General features: G+C 48.6%; 13 protein-coding genes and 2 tRNA genes. 4 read left to right on the top strand and 11 right to left on the bottom strand.

Annotated features, from left to right (window positions below; genetic code table 11):
- Nucleotides 1-52: 52 nt before the first annotated feature.
- From rmf to rlmKL, 5 genes are all read right to left on the bottom strand, one after another.
- Complete coding sequence (gene rmf, locus AAY72_RS00625) at nt 53-235, bottom strand: ribosome modulation factor (protein WP_008949194.1); 183 nt, start codon at nt 233-235, stop codon at nt 53-55.
- Nucleotides 236-515: 280 nt separating this feature from the next.
- A complete protein-coding gene (locus AAY72_RS00620) occupies nt 516-2,342 on the bottom strand; it encodes a DUF3466 family protein (RefSeq protein ID WP_057785170.1) in 1,827 nt (608 codons plus the stop codon).
- A gap of 18 nt (nt 2,343-2,360) precedes the next feature.
- Nucleotides 2,361-4,274 carry an ATP-binding cassette domain-containing protein gene (locus AAY72_RS00615; RefSeq protein WP_057785169.1) on the bottom strand — a complete coding sequence of 638 codons (1,914 nt, stop codon included), beginning with the start codon at nt 4,272-4,274 and terminating at the stop codon, nt 2,361-2,363.
- Nucleotides 4,275-4,290: 16 nt separating this feature from the next.
- Entirely contained in the window at nt 4,291-4,554 is a 264-nt protein-coding gene (locus AAY72_RS00610) for a glutaredoxin family protein (protein WP_057785168.1), read from the bottom strand.
- Nucleotides 4,551-6,668 (bottom strand): bifunctional 23S rRNA (guanine(2069)-N(7))-methyltransferase RlmK/23S rRNA (guanine(2445)-N(2))-methyltransferase RlmL, encoded by a 2,118-nt coding sequence (gene rlmKL, locus AAY72_RS00605; RefSeq protein WP_057785167.1) that lies wholly within the window; start codon nt 6,666-6,668, stop codon nt 4,551-4,553. The genes AAY72_RS00610 and rlmKL overlap by 4 nt, the downstream gene beginning before the upstream one ends.
- A 235-nt stretch (nt 6,669-6,903) precedes the next feature.
- Here rlmKL and AAY72_RS00600 point away from each other — a divergent pair.
- Nucleotides 6,904-6,980: transfer RNA gene (locus AAY72_RS00600), tRNA-Met, on the top strand.
- Nucleotides 6,981-7,052: 72 nt separating this feature from the next.
- Nucleotides 7,053-7,129: transfer RNA gene (locus AAY72_RS00595), tRNA-Met, on the top strand.
- Between the two features lie 187 nt (nt 7,130-7,316).
- Here the strand turns inward: AAY72_RS00595 and AAY72_RS00590 are convergent.
- The 4 genes from AAY72_RS00590 to AAY72_RS00575 form a co-directional block, all read right to left on the bottom strand.
- A complete protein-coding gene (locus AAY72_RS00590; protein WP_057785166.1) occupies nt 7,317-8,033 on the bottom strand; it encodes a type II toxin-antitoxin system HipA family toxin in 717 nt (238 codons plus the stop codon).
- A gap of 72 nt (nt 8,034-8,105) precedes the next feature.
- A complete protein-coding gene (locus AAY72_RS00585; RefSeq protein ID WP_057785165.1) occupies nt 8,106-8,414 on the bottom strand; it encodes a helix-turn-helix domain-containing protein in 309 nt (102 codons plus the stop codon).
- 108 nt (nt 8,415-8,522) lie between these two features.
- On the bottom strand, nt 8,523-9,284 hold the full coding sequence (locus AAY72_RS00580) for an MBL fold metallo-hydrolase (RefSeq protein WP_008983470.1): 762 nt from the start codon (nt 9,282-9,284) through the stop codon (nt 8,523-8,525).
- 86 nt (nt 9,285-9,370) lie between these two features.
- Complete coding sequence (locus AAY72_RS00575) at nt 9,371-10,009, bottom strand: heme-binding protein (RefSeq protein WP_057785164.1); 639 nt, start codon at nt 10,007-10,009, stop codon at nt 9,371-9,373.
- Nucleotides 10,010-10,157: 148 nt separating this feature from the next.
- On the opposite strand from AAY72_RS00575, the gene AAY72_RS00570 reads away from it, so the two are divergent.
- A complete protein-coding gene (locus tag AAY72_RS00570) occupies nt 10,158-11,303 on the top strand; it encodes a transglycosylase SLT domain-containing protein (RefSeq protein ID WP_057785163.1) in 1,146 nt (381 codons plus the stop codon).
- 5 nt (nt 11,304-11,308) lie between these two features.
- Here AAY72_RS00570 and AAY72_RS00565 read toward each other — a convergent pair whose 3' ends face one another.
- Complete coding sequence (locus AAY72_RS00565; protein WP_057785162.1) at nt 11,309-12,817, bottom strand: DNA recombination protein RmuC; 1,509 nt, start codon at nt 12,815-12,817, stop codon at nt 11,309-11,311.
- Nucleotides 12,818-13,087: 270 nt separating this feature from the next.
- On the opposite strand from AAY72_RS00565, the gene AAY72_RS00560 reads away from it, so the two are divergent.
- Nucleotides 13,088-14,455, top strand: a complete 1,368-nt coding sequence (locus tag AAY72_RS00560; protein ID WP_057785161.1) for a M24 family metallopeptidase — start codon at nt 13,088-13,090, stop codon at nt 14,453-14,455.
- Nucleotides 14,456-14,679: 224 nt separating this feature from the next.
- On the opposite strand, the gene AAY72_RS00555 is transcribed toward AAY72_RS00560, so the two are convergent.
- Nucleotides 14,680-16,026: an AarF/ABC1/UbiB kinase family protein gene (locus AAY72_RS00555; protein ID WP_057785160.1), complete on the bottom strand. Its 1,347-nt coding sequence runs from the start codon at nt 16,024-16,026 to the stop codon at nt 14,680-14,682.
- Nucleotides 16,027-16,454: the final 428 nt, after the last annotated feature.

The following is a 16,454-nucleotide window of genomic DNA, read 5'->3' as shown; positions in this document are numbered from 1 at the left end:
TTGTGATCAAGAGACAGGCTAGTTAACGGGGCTTTTGCGTTACAGGCCGTAATCAGGCACCTTTGTTAAATAATCCGACATTCCTGTCTGCCATCGCTTCCCGCCAACCTCCTAGCCATTCTGAGCGGGCATCTAAACTCTGATAAGGGCAAATTTCTTTTGAGCGGCCAGTCACACCAGCACGGTAACCTTGAGCATGAGCACGTTCCAGACGATCACGTTTTTGTCTTTTCATACGGCAGTCTTCCTCAACTTTGTGTTTTTAACAATAACAAGGCTGCGCTTAGCACAACAATGTTACAGTTAATAGATAGCCAAGGCTTAGCAAAGGTTCAATGTTGATCTAACGAATAAAAGTCTTGACTTTCCCTAAGCGCATGAGATCTATTAAGAATTAGTGATATGCCGTTTTAGACGAAAATGCTATAAGGAATCGAATATTGATTACGGCAAACAAAAAACCCACCGGGATAACGCGGTGGGGTTTTGACGGTCATCAACCAAAGGGCGAGTGTTTATCCTTTAGCAAAGCGCCGACGGAATAATGGGAACATGGCAAGTAACAGCAACCAAACGGGCTGAAAGCTACCACTTTTGCGCTCATAGCGGGTATCTTCGCCATCACAATTGGCAGGCTGGCCATTAGCGATGGGTCTTAATTTCACCGCTGTGGCTTGTTCTTGCAGCACTACAGAACCGTCTTCAGCTGTTTGTTGTTGACCCGTTGCATCTAACAGTGGCCGGCGTACCAAAGCGGTCGCCATAATCTCACCATTATCATTAATCGCTGTCGCATCAACCAAGGTGTAAGGCGCATCACAAGCGACTAAATCATTCAGATCACTAAAGGTGCCGCTTTGTGAATCATACAGAAACCCATGTAAACGGCGGTCAACAGTACCACCGATAATCACTTCCGCTCGACCAACAATTTGTCCTTGATTATTCATCGCTCTTGGCTCTGTACCCGAGCTATTAAAGAAGCCATCAACAAACGTCAGTTCATTAGCAGCCAAATCATAGGTAAAAAGTTTTGCCCGCACTGCACTGTTAATATTTTTGTATGCATAACCTGCGACTAAGTCCTGATTATTAATATCAACTGCGACGCTGGCTAACCATTCCGCGGGATCGACTATCGGTTTTACGTCATCCCCCTGATAAACAGTGGCATGTGGCGCAGTATAAATACGCCGGTACTCAAAACCAAAGTTATCGAAGAAACTTACTATGCGATCCTTATCGGAATACAAAGAGTGCCCTACCGCAATTCCGGCATCATTTATTGCATTTGCACGGCTGTAGTAGGTAGGAGTTGGATACTCCTCAGAGTTTGGCGCCAGTTGTCCGGTGGCCTTGTCACCAAGGAAACCGTAAGTTTTGACTAAGCTCGCTGAACCATCCGTATTTAGCTGCCAGAGTGCGCCACGCTCATCATAGCCTTGTGGCAGCGAATCGACCGTTTGATACAGCCGAATTTGGCCAATTAAGGTGCTCAGACTAATACCACGACTAGACATCGCGAGGTTTTGACAATATTGCAATGGCTGCGAATTACCAGTACAGATGCCATTAATTGATGTTTTAATGGCATCGGTAACTCCGGCCGAGGTAAAACCCACTACCTGGCCGTTATTATTGATATCCTGCGCCGCAGACATACCGCCGCCTAAATCAGTATAGGCCGGCGGTAATACAATGCGATTCGCGCCATCTAATACATACCCCAGCATATAGCCCGGCTCTGGTACCCAAGCTGTATAAGGCTGTGGAATAACCGGAATTTCAGGCTCTTCTGCTTCTTCTTCATCATCTTCTTCGACGGGCTCTGGCACCGGCGTAAAATTCAGTTTGGCGGCCGGTGCGGTCGCTATAGCGGCAATCTGGCCACTATTATTCACTGCATAAGCAAATTCAGTGTTAGTGCGGCTACCATTAAGATCACGTACTACCAGTGGAGCCACCAAGCCATTTTGTGACTGATTAAAGATCCGGCTAACACCAATTGGCTGATTACGTACTGACGGATTGTTCGCCAAATAACTGACTAAAATATTGGTCACCGCCGCATCAATATTGCCATTTTTTGCATTTTCCAACTGCTCTTCAGTCAGTAAGCTTTTGATCGTTTCGCTTTCAAAATCCAGCGTATCTAGATCTAATGTAATATCCAGAAAAGTGCTGCCATTGGTCACAACGGCGCCCTGTAAGGTTGCAGCAGCGCCGCTGGTGGCACGGACTTTATTATTGGTATCTAATTCAACAATCTGATACACCGCGGCTTGCGCCGAGAACATGGTCAGCAACGGCAATACTGCTAAGCTGATCGGTGATAATTTCATTAACGGGCCCCTAAAAATTTACGATATTGCGGCTTCTAATTCTTCCCAGCGCTGATACGCCTGCGCCAGCTTCGACTCGGTTTCTTGCATTAGGTTCAACCTTTGCTGGGTGTAGTCTGCGCTGTTCTTAAAAAAGTCGGCATCATTCACTTCAGTCTGTAAGGCGCTAAGCTGCTGATCCAGGCTTTCAATCAGCGCCGGCAGCTGCTCTAATTCACGTTTCTCTTTGTATGATAACTTCTTAGCGCTGTTAACAGAAGCCTGCGCCGGTTTTTCCTGCGCATTAGTTTTAACTTCGGCTACCGGCTCGGCTTTTTTGGCGGTGAGATCAGCGCCCTGCTTCGCTTGCCAGTCCAGCACATCGTCATAACCGCCGGCAATTTCAATAATCCGGCCCTGGCCAGCAAACAGCAGTGAGCTGGTCACGGTATTGTTAACAAACTCACGGTCGTGGCTGACCAGCAAGACGGTGCCCTGATACTGTTCCAGAATATCTTCTAAAAGCTCCAGGGTTTCCACATCCAGATCGTTGGTCGGTTCGTCGAGGATCAGCAAATTAGAGGGTTTAGCAAAGAGCTTGGCCAGTAATAAGCGGTTTTTCTCTCCACCGGATAAGGCGCGCACTGGCGTGCGGGCCCGCAGCGGTGGAAATAAAAAGTCTTGCAGATAACTTAACACATGGCGGCTTTGACCATTTAAGTTAATCTCCTGCTTACCGTCGGCGACGTTATCCTGCACCGTCGCATCTAAGTCGAGCGCCATACGGTGCTGATCAAAGTACGCGACTTCCAGATTAGTGCCACGTTTAATCTCGCCACTGTCCTGCTGATAATCGCCTAATAACAGCTTAATCAGCGTGGATTTACCGACACCATTGGGGCCCACTAAGGCCACACGATCCCCACGCATCACCAGCAAGTCCAAATCACGAATAACCGGCACCCCATTAAAGGCATGGCTTAGCTGTTTGGTTTCAAACACCAGCTTGCCGGAGCGCGCCGCTTGCTCAATCGCAAAATCGACCTTGCCTAACTGCTCTACCCGCGCCGCTCGTTCACGGCGCAGCGCTTTTAATGCTCTCACCCGGCCTTCGTTCCGGGTGCGGCGGGCTTTAATGCCCTGGCGGATCCAGACTTCTTCTTCAGCCAGTTTTTTATCGAACAGCGCATTAGCTTGCTGTTCGTCTTCCAGCATTTTTTGTTTGCGATCCAGATATTCCTGATAGTTCCCCGGATGCGAGGTCAATAAGCCACGGTCAAGATCGATAATCCGGGTGGCTAAAGCACGGATAAAGGCGCGGTCGTGCGAGATAAAGATAATGGCGCCGGCAAAGCTCTTTAAAAAGCCCTCCAGCCATTGAATTGCAGCCACATCCAAGTGGTTGGTCGGCTCGTCCAGTAGCAGAATATCGGGTTTGGCAATTAACGCCCGTGCCAGCGCGGCTTTGCGTAACCAGCCGCCAGATAAGGTGGCTAAACTGGCATTACCGTCCATATTAAACTGCTGACACAGCATGTCAACCCGCGCTTCTAAGCCCCAGCCATCGCGGGCGTCGAGCTCACTTTGCAAGCGCTCAAATAACCGGTACTCCGCATCGCCGGCACCGTCCAGGTTCTCAGATAAGGTATAAAACTGCTGCAGTTTTTCGGCTAAATCACCGGCACCTTCACGGATAAAGTCGGCAATTTTCACGTCCATTTTGGCTGGCGGGTCTTGCTCTAAGCGGCTTAGCACCACGCCGTTAGTCATCACAATTTGACCATCATCTAAATTTTGCTGACCGGTCAACAATTTTAAAAAGGTCGACTTGCCGGCGCCATTACGGCCAACCAGACACACCCGCTCACCGGTAAATAAACTAAAATCCACCTTATCCAGTACCGGATGGGTACCAAAGGCCAGGCAAGCCTGCTGAAAACGTAATAACTCCACGTTACCCTATCCTGCTTTAATCGGTTGTTGTCAGATCCAAAGCGGCTAGCCAGCTGGCTAGCGCACTGTGATCAAAAGGCCAATACAATAATTGTTCCTGCCCCAGGGCATCACTGGCTGCCAGTACCGGAATATGTACCCGAAAACGGGCAAATAACGCCTCATCATCGACAATATCCCGTACCTGCAGTTTCTCGGCCAGGCCAGCTTGCTGCACCAGGGCTTCGGCCTGTTCACACAGATGGCAGCCCCAGGTGCTGTATAGAGTTAAATCACTCATGGCCGGGTTAGCTCAAAACAAACATGAATATGCGGGTTGCGCTTAAAATCTTCCGGTAAGGTCGCAGCCGAGATATCTTTCACCTGCCAGCCAGCTTCCTCCAGCGCCGCGTAATCGAGCTTAAAGCGCCGCTTATTATTGGAGAAAATCACCTTAGCGCCCGGTGCCATCTTGCTAATCAACATATTCAGTAATTTGACATGGTCGCGCTGTACATCCCAGCTATCTTCCATCCGTTTCGAGTTGGAAAAGGTTGGCGGATCGACAAAGATCAAATCAAATAAATTCCGGCTGCGGGCGAGCCACTGTAAGCAATCTGCCTGTTCAAACTGGTATTGTTTACCGTTAAGGCCGTTCAGCATAAAGTTGCGTTTAGCCCAATCCAGATAGGTATTGGACATATCAACGGTAGTCACACTGGTCGCACCGCCAATAGCCGCATGCACCGAAGCACTGCCGGTGTAGGCAAACAGGTTTAATACCCGTTTACCCTGCGCTTGTTGCTGCAGCATGCGGCGGGTAATACGGTGATCTAAAAATAACCCGGTATCCAAATAATCGCGCAGGTTAACCCAGAACTTAGCGCCATACTCTGATACTTCTTTATACTGGCCTGCTTTAGCCAGTGCCTGATACTGGTTAGTGCCCTTTTGCTTTTCCCGCACCTTCAGGATCATCTTATCCGGGCTAATCCCCAGCACCGTTGGTACCTGATTAACCACATCGAACAAGCGCTTCTGGGCAATTTGCTCATCGACGGTGCCGGGCGCGGCATATTCATGCACGACCACCTCGCCGTCATACCAATCTACCGCGACGTTATATTCCGGAATATCGGCATCATATAAGCGGTAGCAGCTTAAGCCTTCGCGTTTGGCCCATTTTTGTATCGCTTTTAAGTTTTTCGCCAGCCGGTTACCAAAGGCGCTGCTCTCACTAAAAAACAGCGCTGGTGCGCTCGAGCTTACCTGCACCTGCTTTTCTGTGAGGTCAAACAGCGTAAATTCACAGTCCAGCGGGCCGTTACTAAATTTGTAGCTCTTGGCTTTAGATAAGCGCAGTGCACGCAGTAAGTCGCTGTTCGACGTGATAATTGCCAGGCGCCAGCCCTGGTAGTGGGTTTTTAGCGCCAGCGAGAAATTACTGTAAAGCGGGATCAGTGCCGGCAGGTCGCCCAAGCGCTCGCCATAAGGCGGGTTAGTCACTATCACACCCGGGGTATCCGTCACGGCGCCTTTTAACGCAGTGGCATCGGCATAATCAAATTTGATCAAATTAGCCACGCCGGCACGGGCAGCATTTTGCCGCGCTTTACTCAGGCTTCGTTCGTCAGTATCAGTGCCCCAAAACTGGATAGTGTCGCCCGCGGGCAAGGCCTGCGCTTTAGCATCAGCTTTTAATTGCTGCCATACCGCGGCCCGAAAACCCGGTGCCCGCTCAAAGGCGAAGCTTTCCCGTGCCAGTCCCGGCGCCTGATTCAAGCTGATTTGCGCCGCTTCAATTAAAATAGTGCCGCTACCGCAGAACGGATCGTACAAAGGGGTACCGACAGTCCAGCCAGAGCGCTTTAACAAGGCTGCCGCTAAATGCTCTTTTAACGGTGCCTCGCCCTGCCCGGTACGGTAACCGCGCTGATGTAACGACGGGCCGGAGAAATCCAGCAGGAAATGAAAATGCTGTTTATCCAAACGGACCTGAAACCGCACATCGGGGTTTAAGCGGTCCACATCCGGCCGATCGCCGGTTTCTTCGCGAAACTGATCGACAATGGCGTCTTTTAAGCGCATGCCGCCATATTGGGTATTATCAATTTTTGGATGCTTGCCAACACAGTCGACGGCTAAGGTTTGCCGCACTGACATTAACTGGCCCCAGTCGATATTACTTGCGATCTGATACAGATCCGACTCGGCAGTAACCGGCTCCGACTGAATTAAGCGCAGGATCCTTGTTGCCAGACGTGACCATAAACATAGGGTGTAAGCCGTTTTAATATCGGCCTTAAAGCGCACTACGCCCATTGAGACCTTTAACACTTCACCCTGATAACTGCGGATCTCATCCGCTAACAGCTCTTCCACGCCCTTAGACGTTAAAGCCCAAAATTCCAGCATTGCAGCAAACCTTAAAATAAAATGGCCGCTAGTATAGCAGAATCGACAAGCCCGGCGCCGCACTTTCTCAGAGTTGCGGCCAAGGTTATTTCAGCGCAGCTTGGTAAGCATTTAGGGAGCAATAGCAGCAACAAACCGCCGCTTTGCTTAGCAAATAGGCAACCGAACCAAATAAGCGAAATTAACGCTTGCGTATGTAAAGCGAAAGCTCTAAGATGCGCCCCGCAATGACGGACGCGGGATGGAGCAGCCTGGTAGCTCGTCGGGCTCATAACCCGAAGGTCGTCGGTTCAAATCCGGCTCCCGCAACCAAATTGATTGTGTAAAACAACCAAACATTGCAGACAACTTATTACAACCACTGCTCAGTTGTAATAACACGGACGCGGGATGGAGCAGCCTGGTAGCTCGTCGGGCTCATAACCCGAAGGTCGTCGGTTCAAATCCGGCTCCCGCAACCAACTAAGCCGACTATTAACGTCGGTTTTTTTGTTTTAAGACTTCGGGAACCCGAAGGTCGTCGGTTCGCTCTTCATAAACAGCAGGGCTCCCGCAACCCACTAAGCCGGCTACAAACAATGCGCCCGTCTCCGGTATGCTTGCCGTACCAAAGACGCGATCTTACTTTGCATTTACCACAGCAAAGTCTTAATCAATACGCGGAATAATTCCGTGTAAACGTTCGATATCACCCTCTCCCACGCCCAGTCTGGCAAAATAGCGAGGCCACTCACTTACTAAATCCTGCACCTGCGATATCAGTTTTCTGGCTTTTACCGTTTTTAAACCAAAACGGCTGGCATGGCTGAGTAAGTTTTCTACACTACCGAACCGGCCCGAGGCGCCAATACCAAGTCCATGCTGGCGGGAGTTATTAATGGGTAAGACATCATAAGCCGGTGCCAAACACCAGGTTCGTTGGTTAAAACTGTAGAGTAGCGCATGATTACGGCTGTGATCATCGGTATTGCCGAGCAGAACATTAAACACCATGCGCTGATATAACGCTTGCGCATCGGTTGCCGCAGCAGAATGTTTGGCCAAAAACTCCGCCAAAAAGCCATAACTGTAGTTGGGGTTTAACTGGTCTGGATTAACCGCGGTAATATTGATTAGCGAATTGGCACTGATAAAGTGATGGGTAGGCCGCTGGTCATCACAGTCGAAACGTTCTACCAGCAATACATCTTCGTCAGCAGCTGACACAACGCGGGTATTGGCAACATGCACCGGTAACTCGGCCAGCATCCGCATACTGGCGTGCTCAACTTTCACCTGATTAAAGAGATCATCTGGGCGATTAAATTTTGCCAGATAGGTAATAGCTCCCTCTGTGATCAGTGTTTTAGGTCTGGCACCGCCCATACTGGGACCATGTTCAAACGCCTTTTTTGCCTCTGCAGGAATCGCCTCATCCGATAAAAAACATAGGCTTGCTCAAAAGTCATTCGAAAACTCCGCTTTAGGCTTACGGGCTTTGCGTTGCTGCCGGTTATCGAGCAAAGCCAACTCTGTACTAACCGGCTCTGCCAACAGATGCAGCAAATTAAGGTGCGCTAACACAGCAAATAATGCCTCGGTGCTAACGGATTTACCGTTTTCAATCGCCGAAATGGTATTGCGGCTAAGGCCAGTGCGCATAGCAAGTTCACCCTGCGCCATACTTTGAGCTCGCTGATGCTTAACTAACTTCCCCAATGACACCGCAAACTGGTGTTGCGCACTCAGAATCTTTATTTTTTGCATTAATTTTTGCGCATTAGTTGCTAATGCACAAATTATTGCGCAAAAACCAATAAGTCAAAGTTTGTTTCAGAACAGCGTTATCATCGCAGCTAGTGACAACAATCTGGCTTAATGCGACCGGTTTTGTCGGCCTAGAGTGTGCAAGATGCGGTTTTTCATCGAGTGCCAATGATTTTTTGGTAAGGTTGGTGCCTGCGCCAGTATCGCTGCAAAGTCGATACTCTCAGCTGCACGTGCAGGCAGATGGGCAAAATAGATCTGACTAGGTGCAAGCTCCTGCACCCGCTGCAATGATTGCTTATATTGGTTCGGATGACACACCGGATATGGCGGTACCAGCCGTTTTTTAACCGATACGATTAGGTCCGCGATATACAACTGCCTGGTTGGCAGATGCAGCAACGACAAATCATGATCAGTATGGCCCGGGGTGAACAGCACTTGCCACTCAGCAAAGCCTGGTACCTGCTGCCCGTCCAGTAATAACAAGTCTGGCTTTAACAGCGGGTTATACCAAATATGCCGTTTTGGCTTACCCAGCCTGGTGGCTACCCACCAGGTCAGACTAACATCAATCAGATGCGCAGTGCGGCCCAACAGACCACTATACCAACGCCGCGCTTTGGGATGGCTGGCAATCCGGGCGCCGGTTAAACGCCTGAGTTTATGTGCACCGCCAGCATGATCAGGATGCATATGGGTCACAATAATCAGCTTTAACGCCTCCAGCGGCAAGCCTAATTGCTGCTGAATATAATCACTTACGGTAGTGATATCGGCGCGGCTGCAACCATCGAGCAGTAACAAGCTGTTGTCATGCTGCACCAGATAAATATGCTGAATATAGCCTTGAAGAATATGTAACTGCATTAGAAGATGAATAACCTGGCATTAGCAACTGGTCCGACATTACACAAAGCAGCGGCAATTTTCCAGCAGCAATTACTTTTCTAATGTCAGTCTATTGTATTACGAACCTCGATCAAAATTTCATTCCGCCTAAGCATCGGCAGCGTTAAAGGGCCGTTATATCCGGCCTCAACCGGCTCGCTGACCGCACTGTAGCCATTGCTGGCAATCCAGGCCTGTAATTGCTCGCTGTAACGCTGAACATTGCGTCGTGATAAGGTGCCGTTAAAGCGAATAGCAGCGACGGTATAGTCGCGCACTTCCTCTACCTTCAGATCCGGGTTAGTCGGCTTGGGCGTGCTGTCGAGCGTAAAATGTTTTGGCATTACAAAGGCCATCCGGGCTTGCTGGCTGTTACCTGACATAAACACCGGTGCCGTCATCGCGATCTTAGTACCCGCAGTGGCAGGCTGCCCTGTCATTAACACCGGAGCTGTCATAGCAATATCAGCCGCCCCCTCGTTTTCGCCGGAGATGTAACGAAATAATTTGCGAAAAGCACTATTTCTGCCATCACCGGCCATACTGGTAGACACTAGCACCATAGGTTCATAGCGTCGCACCTCTATTGCCTGTTGCTCGTCAGTTTTAAGTACTGTGTAAGGCGCAATTTCTACTTCCGAATGCCCGAATGTTGAGCAACCAATCAACAACATGCTGACTAGTATCGAAATAGCAATTTTCATGACTAATCCTTCCTGTCTATTACTGCAGTTTATACGCGCGAAACGCCCAACAGATTAGTGTCTGGCATATTGTATTCAGGGGCGGTTCAGTAATATGATTCAGGCCATGTGTTCTGCGCTATTTCAGTTTTGTTATTCCGGAGCAAAGATGACGTTTTTCAAACGTAACAGCAGCCGTCGCCTGGCCTTGGCTAGCTTGGTTTGCTCAGTTTTCTCACCCGCAGTGCTATCGCAAAGCGCTGTTGCTCCGTTTTCCAGCTGGACCGAAGTGGTTCGCACCAAAGCCTTCGACGACAGCCGCGGTGTTTATGACAATATGATGAGTGTGCGGCGCGCTATTCTGACCCGCTCTGGTTATTGCAGCGACCTTAATCGCCACTTGTTGTTTGATATGCGGGGTAACCTGCTGAGGTATGTAGACGACGCGGCTAATTCGCAGCAAACCCAGGTAAAAATTAATCAAAGCCGTAAGGAATTAGCTCAGCAAGGTTTAGTACCAACCTGGGTTGCCGGCAGCAGTAACTCCGTTGGTTATCCGTTTGCTATCCGTTGTCACCAGCCTTATGTCGATTTACCACGAGCTATAGCCCGCTACTTGGGTGAGCATCCCGATGGCCGTTTATCTGGCAACTGGAATGGTATTTCTGTTGGTACACCTAAAAAACAAGCCTCATTACACGACGTACTACAAACCGTATATAAGCGTCGGGTACAACAAAAGCGCATTACACTGCCGGCAAATTTACTACCGGATTTAGCGGGTATGTTAATTATTGAAAGTGGCGGAGTGCGTGAGGCGAAATCCAAAGCCAACGCACGCGGTATTTTACAGCTTACGCCCACTGCGCTAAAAGATTGTGGTGTCCCTGCCAATAAACAATTACATCGCATTGCGCAGGTAGACTGCGCGCTTTGGTTATTCGAACGCAATCATCGGATGTTGCAACCGGTTTTCGCCGCAACCTTTGGACATCTGCCGGAGGATAAACAAGAGCAGCTGTATCGCTTATTATTGATCCAGGCTTACCATGGCGGGCCCGGACGCGTCAGATCGCTGTTGCTTGATGCAGAGTTAAATAAACCAGCAACCTACTTCGCCGCTAACCATCAACAATTTAGTGCCGGTGATATTGCCTTTGGTATGGTATTCCACAATCTTGGCCGCAACCGGCTGGGCTTTGCGTCGCTGTATTACACCGCCGATATTCGCATTGCCCAGCAACTGTTACTGTCTGACAGCAAAGCCAAACCCTTTCCAGGCCTGTCCACTCATCAACTCACTGCCTTACCCTGATCTTGTTAATCATCAGAGAATTCCGATGGCTGTGTTGGTGTCTGTTCAGACTCATTGGCAATAAAATCAATTTCCAATTCGGCCTTTTCGACAAAGTACTGTGGTAACTCTGCTTTAATCGCGGGCGCCAGATTTTTAAAATCAGAGACTTGTTTCACCAAATTGCCCCTACCACTGACGAGCTGATTTTCCGCCGCGATATAGGCGGCTCCGGCCGTATCTAAGCCCCGTTTTATCTTCTCGAAGCTGCCCAGAAAACTGTTTAATTTCTTAAATACCGCCTCTGCTTTATCCGCCAGCGCCGCAGTATGTTTATTTTGATCTTCATAGCGCCACAGCTGGCGCACAATATTCAGGCTGGTTAATAAGGTGGTTGGCGTGGCAACCAGAATGTTATTTTCGATCGCTTGTTGAAACAGGTTTTCATCTGCTTTTAGTGCCTCAACAAAGGCCGATTCGATTGGGATAAACATAAAGACCATATCTGGCGAGTTTAAACCTGGCAGACGAAAATAGTCTTTGGCTGAAAGCTCTTTGATCCGGCCTGCTATCGCCTGCACATGCTCTTTTAGTGCCTGAGCACGTTCGGCTTCATGCTCAGCATTAACATAACGGGTGTAGGCATTAAGGGAAACTTTAGCATCGATAACCAGATGCTTGTTCTGTGGCAGATACACAATTGCATCCGGGCGGAATTTACCCTCGTCAGTATTAAAACTTACTTCGCGTTGGTAGTCTTTACCCAGCTGTAAACCTGAGCGATCCAAGACATTTTCCAGCACCAATTCACCCCAGTTACCTTGCAGCTTTTTCTGACCACGCAGCGCGGTCGATAATTGATGTGCCTCCTGGGTAATTTGCTGATTCAGCTCTTTTAGCGATTGCAGTTCCTTCTTCAACTCCCCTTGAGCGGTCGTTTCACGGTGGTGAATATCCTGAACTTCCTTCTTAAACGCATCGATGGATTGCTGAAACGGACTTAACATCGCGTTCAAACTGGTTTTGCTGCTCTCTTGCAAGCTTTGTGCTTTCGCGTCCAGGATCTCGTTGGATAGCGCTTTAAACTGTTCAACTAAGCTTTGTTTTTGCTTTTCAAAGTTCACCAGCTCGCGCTGGTGACTGGCATCACGCTCATCCAGCTCCGTTTTTAGCCGGGTGTAACGGTTAGTCAGGTTATGATATTCAAGCTGAGCTTGTTTTAATTCCTCTAACGTTTGCGTTAACTGCTGCTGCAAGCGTTGACTGGTCGCATCACTGTAACGCTGCTGCTCGCTGAGCTTGATTTCTACCAAACGCAATTGCTGTAATTTTTCCTGTTCCAATTGATACTGTTGCTGTAACTGCCCCAACTGTTGCTGACAGGTTGTTAACTGCTGTTGCCGCTCGCCTGACTCGGTGATAACAGCACTTAGTTGCTGTTTTAACCGCACACTGGCCAATAAATAACCCAGCAACAGTGCGCCAATTGCAACCGCAGCCAGCACACCGTAAAAACCCGTATTTAATTCTGCCACTTTTAATGCTTCCTGTATTTTTTGGTCCAGAGGCGTTCATGATAAGCCGCCTGAAAAAATAAGCCAGTGTCGTTTTAAGCAAGTGTCGCCTTTTCAGTCAGATTAATGATTTCTGACAGCGCTTACGCTAAGCTGCTAATTGGTTTACTTTTTTCTTTACATCTGCTAAACCTTTTACCCGTATTGACATGGCAGATACCGTTCATATTAACCAATAAAAAGCGGTGTGTAGGCTTGAATTCTTACTACAATAACCAAGGTAATTAACCAATGAAATCACTAGTCTTATTAACATGCAGCGCAGTGCTGCTGAATCTTGTTGTCAGTACTACTCAAGCCAACTCCAGTTTTGCTCAAGGCAGGCAGATGAGCAGCGTCAATGATTTTGCCATCCTGTCACCACGCGAGCGCGTTGCACCAGAGAACCAATTGCTACTCGAGCGGCTGGATACGCTATTGCCAAAACTAATGGCCGAGCAGCAGCTTGATATGTGGCTGGTGATTAATCGCGAAAAAGCCGAAGACCCAATTTACTTTACGTTGGTGCCCCAACCTACTTTCGCCGCACGCCGCACCACTATGTTGATCTTTCACCGGCTGGCCGATGGTAGCGTAGAAAAACTTACCGTAAACCGCTATCCGTTGGGAGCGCCCTTTACCGCAGCCTGGCAGGGCGGCAGTCTGGAGCAACAATGGCAGGCACTCGCGGAGTTAATAATCGCCAAAGATCCACAGCGAATTGGTATTAATGTTTCTGACGAGTGGCCAGTTGCAGACGGTTTAACATCAGCCTTACACAGTCGGTTAAAGTCGGTGTTACCACAACCCTTTCATAATCGTTTAGTATCGGCAGAACAGCTTGTTGTACGGTGGCTCGAACAAAGAACCACCACTGAGTTGGCCATTTATCCACACATTGTCAGTCTGGCCAGAAGCGCGATAGCGGAAGCGTTCAGCAGCAAAGTCATTACGCCGGGTGTTACCACCACTGAAGACGTCGCCTGGTATTTACGGGAGCGCTTTAGCCAGCTGCAGTTGCCCGTGTGGTTTATGCCTTACGTTACCCTGCAACGACCAGGTTTAACTTGCGAGCAGGATACCGCATTTTGTGGCCAGAGTGGCGTTATCCGGCGCGGAGACATTTTGCATACTGACGTTGGTATTTGTTATTTAAAACTGTGCACCGATACTCAAGAGATGGCGTATGTCCTCAAAGCAGATGAACAGGATGTGCCTGAAGGTTTAAAAGCAGCGCTGGCTACTGGCAATCAGTGGCAGGATATCCTAACCAGGCAATTTGTCGCCGGGCGCACCGGCAATGAAATCCTGAAAGCGACCCAGCAAAAAGCAAAGGCGGCAGGTATTCTAAGCAGCACCTATTCTCATCCGCTGGGTTTTTTCGGGCATGCGCCGGGGCCAACCATCGGCATGTGGGATAATCAGGGCACCACTCCCGTCCAGGGTGATTGGCCGTTGTATGCCAATACCGCTTATGCTATCGAAGGTAATATCAAACAGGCTATTCCGGAATGGCGAAACCAGCTTGCCCAAATTATGCTGGAACAAAGTGCTTACTTTGATGGTAAGCAGGTGATCTATTTGGCTGGCCGCCAAACTCAGTGGCATCTGGTGCGTTAGAAACGCCATCCAAATGATTTGTCACTGGCCGAGCGTCAATTAGCTCAGGATTTGCACCATATTGATGGTATTACTAACGTCGCGTTCCGTTTTTATCATTTAGATTCGAGGCGCAGGTTAAAGATGCGCGGTCAGGCTAATCAGCATGACCACGCAGCACTTGCACTGCTCGTTCTTGGTACCACCCGGGAATTTTCCGAGCAACAGATACCATGGCAATTCACTTATAGCTGCGCGTCAGCAACCGATGATAATGTCGGGGAATCTAAGTAGGGAGTTAGCAATATACAGACGTTTACTCTGGCTTTTAAGCGTGCGGCGAGCAAATATAAACCGGCGATTTTTCGGTGCAAAAAAATGGCATCGGCCGGTGGGGTATGCCAATAATTTTGTTGCATACTTAACGCTGTTCCTGCTTCTCGTAGTCGTATTGCCAGATCGCTGACACCAAAATCAAAAGCACCCGCATGTTTTAATGGCTCGCAGGCTAATTTCACCAGGTTAAGTACAGCTTGCTTCTGTTCAGGTAATATCTGCTGGCTAAAAAAGCCAATTTGTGTCAGCGCTTGCACCATAGATGCCTGATTATCATGTAATGCAGCATTAAAAAGCTGCTGGTAACCCTGACTAAAGCTTGCAGGATATTCCCGACAAGCGCCAAAGTCTAATAACACGAGTTGCTGGCGGGTGTGATCATATAAATAATTTGCAAAGTTCGGGTCGGTTTGTACCAGTCGGTATTCGAATAATTCCCGAAAGAATAAACTAAATAACAAAGTCATCACCCGATCACGCTCAGCCTGACTGGCATGAACAAGGGATTCAATATGACTGCCTTCAACATAACTCATCACCAGGATATTTTGGGTCGTGAGTTCGGTAAGTACTTCAGGTAAACGATAATCAGTATCGTGTATCAAATACTGTCGGTACTGATTTAAATGACGCGCTTCCAGTAAATAGTCAGCTTCATGTTTTAGTTGTATTTTCGCCTCTTCTAATAACCCCTGATAATTAACCTCTTTCGGTAATAAGCCACTGATCCGCAATAGTGCTGCGACATTATCCACATCGCTATCAATACTCTGCCTAACCCCAGGATACTGAATTTTCACCGCTAAACGTTTGCCATTATCATGGTAAGCCTGATGTACCTGACCGATCGACGCGGCAGCCATAGGAACAAAGGTAAAATCAACAAAATGACGCTGCCAGTTATCGCCCCACTCCCGCTGTAACACTTGAGCCAGTTGTTTTGCTGGCATTGGATTAGCATTGGCTCGTAACCTGGCAAGAATTTCAGCCAACGCCGGTGGTAGAAGTTCGCCAGCATCCATTGATAACAGCTGACCAATTTTCATTGCAGCACCACGTAAATGTGCTAACTGATCTGCCACTCGCTGTATATTGGCTGGTGTCAGTAATAAATCTTTTTTTGCTGGCAACTGCCCCTTAGCCAACTGCCTCGCGCCTTCTGCCAACATGCCCCCAGCAACCCGACCGGCAAGAGAAGCTAAATTACCAAAGCGCGATAAGCGATGTGCCGGTACTTTTGAGTTATTTTGCGTCATACGTTTTCCAGAAATCTTAGATATAAGTTATACGGCAAAGGTCACAGAATGGTTGCGGCAAATTGTTTGGTATGCGGCGACCTCTCACTACTTTGTTAAATTAAAAGGATTGTATTCACGGCTGCTTGCTACCCTGGTAGCACTGTTTGGCGGTTGATATTGTTGCTACAGTTCTCTGTGATAAGTCTTTGGTGGCGTTTGGCTTAATCTTTTCTATCACTATCACAGGATGACTCCGGTACGGCGGGCGTACCGGAGTCTGAGAGTGGTGTAAGCGTTTAGTTTCGCTTTTCGTGCAGGGGGCGTTTAGTCACAGTGCGGTGTGTCATTGATGGCGTGGTTATGGCTCCCTGTTATTGGTCTGGTTTATTGTCTCGCTTGCGTGTCTTTATCACTATCGCAGAATGATACCATTCCACCTTGTTTTA

The sequence above is a fragment of the Alishewanella sp. WH16-1 genome, from assembly GCF_001441695.1.
GTDB lineage: Bacteria > Pseudomonadota > Gammaproteobacteria > Enterobacterales > Alteromonadaceae > Alishewanella > Alishewanella agri.
Note: the sequence above shows the minus strand (reverse complement) of the source record. Positions and strands in the feature narration are given on the sequence as shown.